This window comes from Microbispora sp. H13382 (genome assembly GCF_014161445.1).
Classification (GTDB): Bacteria; Actinomycetota; Actinomycetes; order Streptosporangiales; family Streptosporangiaceae; genus Microbispora.
In genome coordinates this window covers 1-613 of record NZ_JABBXA010000064.1, presented here as the reverse complement: position 1 = coordinate 613, position 613 = coordinate 1, and the positions used below count along the sequence as shown (strand labels likewise).

At 66.9% G+C, this 613-nt stretch carries 1 pseudogene; it reads right to left on the bottom strand.

What is annotated here, in order from left to right:
• Positions 1–613 (bottom strand): annotated as a pseudogene (locus tag HHX41_RS39505) (DNA-directed RNA polymerase subunit beta); the annotation flags it as partial.

Here is a 613-nt window from a genome sequence, read left to right as displayed (position 1 = left end):
CCACCTCGGCGCCGATCCGGATGATGCCGCGCTCGTCGAGATCGGCCAGCGCGTCCTCGGAGGCGTTGGGGATGTCGCGGGTGATCTCCTCGGGCCCCAGCTTGGTGTCGCGGGCGTCGACCTCGTGCTCCTCGATGTGGATCGACGACAGCACGTCGTCCTGCACCAGACGCTGGGACAGGATGATCGCGTCCTCGTAGTTGTGGCCCTCCCACGGCATGAACGCCACCAGCAGGTTCTTGCCCAGCGCCATCTCACCGTTGTCGGTGCACGGCCCGTCGCCGACGACCTGACCCCGCTCGACCCGGTCCCCCTCGGCCACGATCGGCTTCTGGTTGAAACACGTGCCCTGGTTGGACCGCTTGAACTTCGCCACCCGGTACGTCGTCCGGGTGCCGTCGTCGTTCATCACGGTGATGTAGTCGGCCGAGACCTCCTCCACCACACCGGCCTTCTCCGCCGTGATCACATCACCGGCGTCGGTCGCGGCACGGTACTCCATACCGGTCCCGACCAGCGGCGCCTCGCTCTTCAGCAGCGGCACCGACTGACGCTGCATGTTCGAACCCATCAGCGCGCGGTTGGCGTCGTCGTGCTCCAGGAACGGGATCAT